The organism is Dietzia sp. B19 (assembly GCF_014145155.1).
Lineage (GTDB): Bacteria > Actinomycetota > Actinomycetes > Mycobacteriales > Mycobacteriaceae > Dietzia > Dietzia natronolimnaea.
Genome location: NZ_JAALED010000112.1, coordinates 1 through 5,809, shown reverse-complemented (window position 1 = coordinate 5,809; position 5,809 = coordinate 1). Strand labels below are relative to the sequence as shown.

Annotated in this window: 5 protein-coding genes and 1 pseudogene; 1 reads left to right on the top strand and 5 read right to left on the bottom strand. The window is 67.4% G+C overall.

The features are described from left to right. Positions 1-193: 193 nt before the first annotated feature. Entirely contained in the window at positions 194-1,171 is a 978-nt protein-coding gene (locus G6020_RS04440; protein WP_182609800.1) for a type IV toxin-antitoxin system AbiEi family antitoxin domain-containing protein, read from the bottom strand. A gap of 308 nt (positions 1,172-1,479) precedes the next feature. Further along, a complete protein-coding gene (locus G6020_RS04435) occupies positions 1,480-1,977 on the bottom strand; it encodes a carbonic anhydrase (protein ID WP_182609799.1) in 498 nt (165 codons plus the stop codon). 153 nt (positions 1,978-2,130) lie between these two features. Here G6020_RS04435 and G6020_RS04430 point away from each other — a divergent pair, with 153 nt between their 5' ends. Continuing rightward, the gene (locus G6020_RS04430) at positions 2,131-3,579 is read left to right on the top strand and encodes an APC family permease (RefSeq protein WP_182609798.1); all 1,449 of its coding nucleotides are present in this window, start codon (positions 2,131-2,133) and stop codon (positions 3,577-3,579) included. Here the strand turns inward: G6020_RS04430 and G6020_RS04425 are convergent. The 3 genes and pseudogenes from G6020_RS04425 to G6020_RS04415 form a co-directional block, all read right to left on the bottom strand. After that, positions 3,515-4,195 carry a TrkA family potassium uptake protein gene (locus G6020_RS04425; RefSeq protein WP_187700485.1) on the bottom strand — a complete coding sequence of 227 codons (681 nt, stop codon included), beginning with the start codon at positions 4,193-4,195 and terminating at the stop codon, positions 3,515-3,517. The two genes, G6020_RS04430 and G6020_RS04425, sit on opposite strands and share 65 nt — an antisense overlap. Next, positions 4,188-5,564, bottom strand: a complete 1,377-nt coding sequence (locus G6020_RS04420) for a potassium transporter TrkG (RefSeq protein WP_182609797.1) — start codon at positions 5,562-5,564, stop codon at positions 4,188-4,190. The genes G6020_RS04425 and G6020_RS04420 overlap by 8 nt, the downstream gene beginning before the upstream one ends. A 35-nt stretch (positions 5,565-5,599) precedes the next feature. After that, positions 5,600-5,809, bottom strand: a pseudogene (locus G6020_RS04415) (PepSY domain-containing protein); the annotation flags it as partial.

Genomic DNA, 5,809 nt, shown 5'->3' with positions numbered 1-5,809 from the left:
GTGTCCACCAGAACGGGAACGGTCCAGATTGGTGCCGCCCTTAAGGACCCACACCGGGTCGGTGGCCATCAGTTCTGCGAGGAACACTTCGCGGAAAAACCTGCTGTAGACGGCGTTCGGGGTCAACTTCTGCTGCTTAGCGAACTGGCGTAGCCCGGCGGTGATCTGGCCATGAGTGGCCCGCGGTCTGGGTTCAGGCATCGTCCCGGCCGGCCTGGTCGTCGTCCTCGGTGTCACTGGTCTTGCTTCGCTCTTGACGAAGCCAGTTAGCGCCACCACCAACGCTGCTGCCATAACCACCACCGGTAGCGGCTAGCGCGTCCCCGAAGGCCTGCACGGTAGTGCTGGCTTGGGTTTCCAGCTTCTCTCGGAGCGCTGGGGAGAGCATCGCCGACGAGTCTAATGCTGCCGACGCAGGTAGCTTAAGGTTCGGGGCAGTTCTGGCGGCGATCTCGCGGAGCTGTTCCTGGATCGGCGCTATCGCCTGCTGCATCATGCGGGCGAGGTGGTCATCGCCAGCGCGGTGGCTCGGGAAGAGTTCCTCCAGACGAGCGCGCATTGCTGGCGCGGTGTTGCGGATAGTTCCGAAGTTCTCAGCTACCGGCGCGAGAGCCTCTGCCAGGTCATCTGTGGTGGTTAGACCCCTGGACAGCGCATCGGCGAGCATATCGATGAGGTGTCCCGGTTCATGCCCGGCACGGGCCAGGTCAAACACAGTTCTTTCCACGGTGGTGATCGGCAATCCATCCATGTCGATGACTTCCCCCGGGGACAGCGCTGCGGTGACGAACCGAACACCGCGCTGGCGTGTCTGTCGTCGGCCGGGCGTGGTGAAAATGATCGCCTCGCTGGGCAGATCGCCAATTCCATGCAGCTGCGCGGCGGTTTCGTGGGAGACGACCGCGTACTGGTCGTCGTTGTATCTGCGCTCAGCGGCCAGGGCATGCGGTTTCAAGGCCAGCCATTGCGCCCGAACCTCGAGCACGGTCGTCACTGGGGTTGAGGCGCTCGCGTAGACCCCGTGACGCACCCGCAGCAGTACTCCACGGTCCACGAGGCGACTCAGGAGGACGGCACTAACACCCAGCTCTCGGGCCTGGGCGGCAGTGAACAGGCCCCACTGCTGGGCCGCAAGATCCAAGACGGCCTCCGTCGCTTCCCCCAGTTTCATACTGCAATTATTACACATAGGGCTACTTTTGCAGTTCCCAACGAGTGCTGCCGCTTCAATAATGCCCGAAATAGATACTATTGAAGCGTCCAAGTGTGCGGCCTCAAGGCGATGCATTGCTGGCGGGCGAGAGCATCGCTTACGCAGCCGAATAAGACCCAACAACGCTTGGCGGCGCACAAGGGAGGTCGGCCCGTGACCCAGAGCGGGTAAGAGCGATGCACACTTACCCGGGAACGGCCCCCGAGACGCACGGTCGTCATCCATCGCTCTCTCCGGACCCCGTGCGCCCCTATGGCGAGGCGGACCTATCCGCGCGTGACCTCACTCAGGTCCCCGGTCGCCACGTCGTAGACGAACCCGCGAACAGCGGTGCCGTGCAGGAGGAACGGGTCGGCCTCGACGCGCGCCAGCGATTGGCGGACGTCCGCTTCCACTTCTGGAAACGCCTCTGGTGACCACCGCGGACGCAGTCCTGTGTCGGCCTGGATCTGGTCTTTGAAGTCGTCGTCGCGGAATGTGAGCATGCCGCAGTCGGTGTGGTGGATCAGCACGATCTCCTCGGTGCCCAGGAGTCGCTGGCTGATCGTGAGGGACCGCAGGACGTCGTCGGTGACCACGCCTCCGGCGTTGCGGATCACGTGCGCGTCACCCTCGGACAGCCCCAGCAGCCCGTACGGGTTGAGGCGGGCGTCCATGCACGCCACCACGGCGATCTTGCGGCCGGGCGGCATGGGCAGGTCGCCCTTGTCGAAGTCGGACCGGTAGGCCGAGGCGGCCTCGAGCAGCTCGTCGGTGACTGTCATGTCCGGAATCTAGTCCCGGAGTCGAACCAAGACCAGCGTTCTTCTTGCCCCGATCACAGGCGACTCCCGCCAATACCCGGAGCCGCTTCCGGCACGCCCGTTCGGTGGGATGCTGACCGGATCGGCGACCGTTCCGGTGTGTGGGAGGTGTCCATGACCGATACCCCGTCCGCCCCGGGTCGGGACGCGGGAGACCCCGGCCTGGCCGCGCCGACGCGCGCCCTGCGGCCACCGGCCCTCAAGCGGGTGATCGGGCCGGGTCTGCTCCTGCTGTTCATCGTCGGGGACATCCTCGGTACCGGCATCTACGCCCTCACCGGCAAGGTCGCCGAGGAGGTCGGGGGCGCGGCGTGGCTGGCGTTCCTCATCGCGTTCGCCGTCGCGGTCCTCACCGCCACGAGCTACCTGGAACTGGTCACCAAGTACCCGAAGGCCGGCGGCGCCGCCGTGTACGCACACCGCGCGTTCCGGGTCCAGATCCTGACCTTCCTCGTGGCCTTCGCCGTCATGGCCTCGGGTCTGACCTCGGCGTCCTCGGCCGCCCTGGCCTTCGCCGGGAACCTCAACGAGGCGGTCGGGCTCGACCTGATGTCCCGGACCTGGCCGCTGATCGGAATCGCCCTGGCGTTCATCACCGCGGTCGCGGCCGTCAACCTCCGCGGCGTCTCCGAATCGGTCCGCCTCAACGTGGTGCTCACGGCCATCGAGCTCACGGGCCTCCTGATCGTGATCGCGATCGGGGCGTGGGCGATCGGACACGGCCAGGGAGATCTCTCGCGCGTCACGGAGTTCGACACCGCCTCGGGCGAGAGTCCGGTCCGGTCGGTCACGGCCGCCACCGCCCTGGCCTTCTTCGCCATGGTCGGGTTCGAGGACTCGGTCAACATGGCGGAGGAGACCAAGGATCCGGTGCGGATCTTCCCCAAGGTCATGTTCGCGGGACTGGCGGTGACCGGCCTGATCTACGTCCTCGTCGCGATCTCCGCGGTGGCCCTGGTGAGCCCGGAGGAACTCGGCGAGGGGGAGACCCCGCTGCTCACGGTGGTGGCGACGGGCGCCCCGGCGTTCCCGATCTGGATCTTCGCGTTCATCACCATGGCCGCCGTGGCCAATTCGGCACTGATCAACATGCTCATGGCGTCCCGGCTGGTGTATGGCATGGCCCAGGAGAAGGTGGTGCCGCGGGCGCTCGGCCGCGTCCTGCCCGGCAGGCGGACTCCGTGGGTGGCCATCCTGTTCACCACCGTGTTGGCGGCCGGGCTCGTCGCCCTGGCCGACCTCACCGCCCTCGGCGGGACCACCTCACTGCTGCTGTTGGCGGTGTTCACGGTCACCAACCTCGCGGTTCTGGTCCTGCGCCGGCAGCCGGTGGAGCACGCGCACTTCCGGGCGCCGACCGTGGTTCCGGTGCTGGGGCTGCTGAGCTGCGGCTTCCTCGTGTCCCCGTTGTCCGGGCGGGCGGATGCGGACTACCGGCTGGCCGGGGTGCTGCTGTTCGTGGGCGGCGGACTGTGGTTGGTGCAGCAGATCGCCGGAGCTATCGCTTCCGGTCGGAATGGTCGGCGAACCTCTCGAGGTCCCGGACATGCCCCGAGACGATGATCACGTCCTCCGCACCGATCGAGGTCTCCGGCTCCGCGTAGTGGAACGGCTGGCCGGGAGGCTTGATCCCCACGATGTTGACCTTGTGGCGACTGCGGGGGCGGCACTGATCGATGGTGCGTCCGACGACGTCCCTCGGGGGGAGCATGCGGGCGATCGCGAAGTTGTCGTCGAACTTGATGAAGTCCATCATCTGGTTGGCGACCAGGTGCGCTACGCGGACGCCGGCGTCGTGCTCGGGGAACACGACGTGGTGGCACCCGATCCGGGTGAGGATCTTTCCGTGGGCCTTGTTGATCGCCTTGGCCCACACGTGCTCCACGCCCAGGTCGACAAGGTTGACGGCCACCAGGACGGACGATTCGATCGAGGTCCCCACGCCCACCACGGCGGTGGAGAAGTCCTGCGCGCCGAGCTGTTGGAGTGCCTCGATGTCGGAGGCGTCCGCCTCCACCACGTGGGTCAGGGAGTCGGCGTACTTCTGCACGAGTCCGTGATCCCGTTCCACCGCGAGCACCTCACGCCCCTGGGAGACGAGCTGGGTGGCCAGGGAGACGCCGAAGCGGCCCAGGCCCACGATGAGCACCGGGGACTGGCGACGGTTGCGGTCAGCCAATGATCGGCCTCTCTGTGGGTAGGCGGTATCTGGTGCGCTGGGCTCGCATGGTGAGCGCGGTGGCGAACGTGATGATGCCGACGCGGCCCGCGAACATCAGCCCGGACAGAACGTACACCCCCGCGGGCTCGAGTTCCGCGCTCAGGCCGGAACTCAAACCGCAGGTGGCGAACGCGGAGATGGACTCGAAGAGCGGGCGTCCGAGGTCCTCGCCGGTGAGGACCATCAACGTCAGGGCCGAGGCCGACACGAGAGTCAGTCCCATCCCTGCGACGGACACGGCGATCCGGACAGAGGACGTGGGCAGCGCGCGGCCGTGAGCGGTGGTGTCCTCCTGCCCTCGGGCCTCGGCGAGGAAGGCGAGAAAGATGACGGCGAGGGTGGTGACCTTGACCCCGCCGGCGGTCGACACCGAACCACCGCCGACGAACATCAGCGCGTCGGTGATGAACATGGTCGACGACCTGGTGTCCGCCGGCTCGATCACCGCGAAACCCCCGGATCGCATCATCACCGAGGCGAACAGGGAGTTCTGGAGCTTGTCCGTGACGCTCTCCCCGCCGAGGGTCGCGACGTTGCTCCACTCCAGCGCCGCGAATCCCAGAGCCCCGACGAGCATCAGCAGGACACTGAACTCGACGGTCAGGCGGGTGTGGAGGTTCCACCTGCCGAGGTGCCACTGGTGTTTCCACAGGACCAACAGGACGGGGAAACCCAGGCTGCCCAGGAACACTGCGCAGATCAGTGCCCAGAAGACGACGGGATCGTGGGCCACCGCCGCCAGGCCGTCGGGGTGGAGGATGAAGCCGGCGTTGTTGAACGCGGAGACGGCGTAGAAGACGGCATGCCAGATCCCGTCGCCCACCGAGCCCTGCTGGGCGATCAGCCGAGGGGTGAGGATCAGGGCGATGACCAGTTCGACCACGGCCGAGGAGACCACGATCGTCTTGATCAGCGACCCGACCTCCCCCAACCCGCCCGCCGATGTCCCGGTCTGCGCCAGCAGGCGGGTGCGGACCCCGAACTGCCGGGTGACCGAGAGTGCCAGCATCGACGAGATGGTGACGATGCCCAGGCCACCCAGTTGGATCGCCGTCAGGATGACCACCTGACCCGCTGACGACCAGTGGGCGGCCGTGTCGACCGTGGTCAGACCCGTCACCGACACCGCTGACGTGGCCGTGAAGACGGCGTCGTGCAGCTCCGGCGAGCTGCCCGAGGACGTGGCCCACGGCATCATCAGCAGTGCGGTGAACAGGGCGATGGCGGAGGCGAACGCCGCGAGCGCGGATCTGGCCGGGGAGCTGTAGGTGAACGCGCGAATCGCCTGCGCGCCCGAGGAGAGGACGCCCGCGCTCCTGGACACCATGGGAGTGAGGGTAACCCCAGCGCCCTCCCCGGATGTCAGCCGCGTGCGCGTCGTGCCGCGAGTCCCAGGATCACGTCCAGGACGAGGAAGGCCGCCAGTGAGATCCCCAGGAGCGGGACGGCCCACCCGATCGCCGCGACCACGGTCACGCCGACCAGGGTTCCCACGGGGCGGCGACGCAGCAGGTCGAGCGTGGCACCACGTGCGGGGGGCCGGGCCAGACCGCCGGTGCGGGTCGGTCGCCG

Coding starts and splice junctions, on each gene's coding strand:
- G6020_RS04440 (WP_182609800.1), bottom strand. CDS start 1,171: ATGAAACTGGGGGAAGCGACGGAGGCCGTCTTGGATCTTGCGGCCCAG.
- G6020_RS04435 (WP_182609799.1), bottom strand. CDS start 1,977: ATGACAGTCACCGACGAGCTGCTCGAGGCCGCCTCGGCCTACCGGTCC.
- G6020_RS04430 (WP_182609798.1), top strand. CDS start 2,131: ATGACCGATACCCCGTCCGCCCCGGGTCGGGACGCGGGAGACCCCGGC.
- G6020_RS04420 (WP_182609797.1), bottom strand. CDS start 5,564: ATGGTGTCCAGGAGCGCGGGCGTCCTCTCCTCGGGCGCGCAGGCGATT.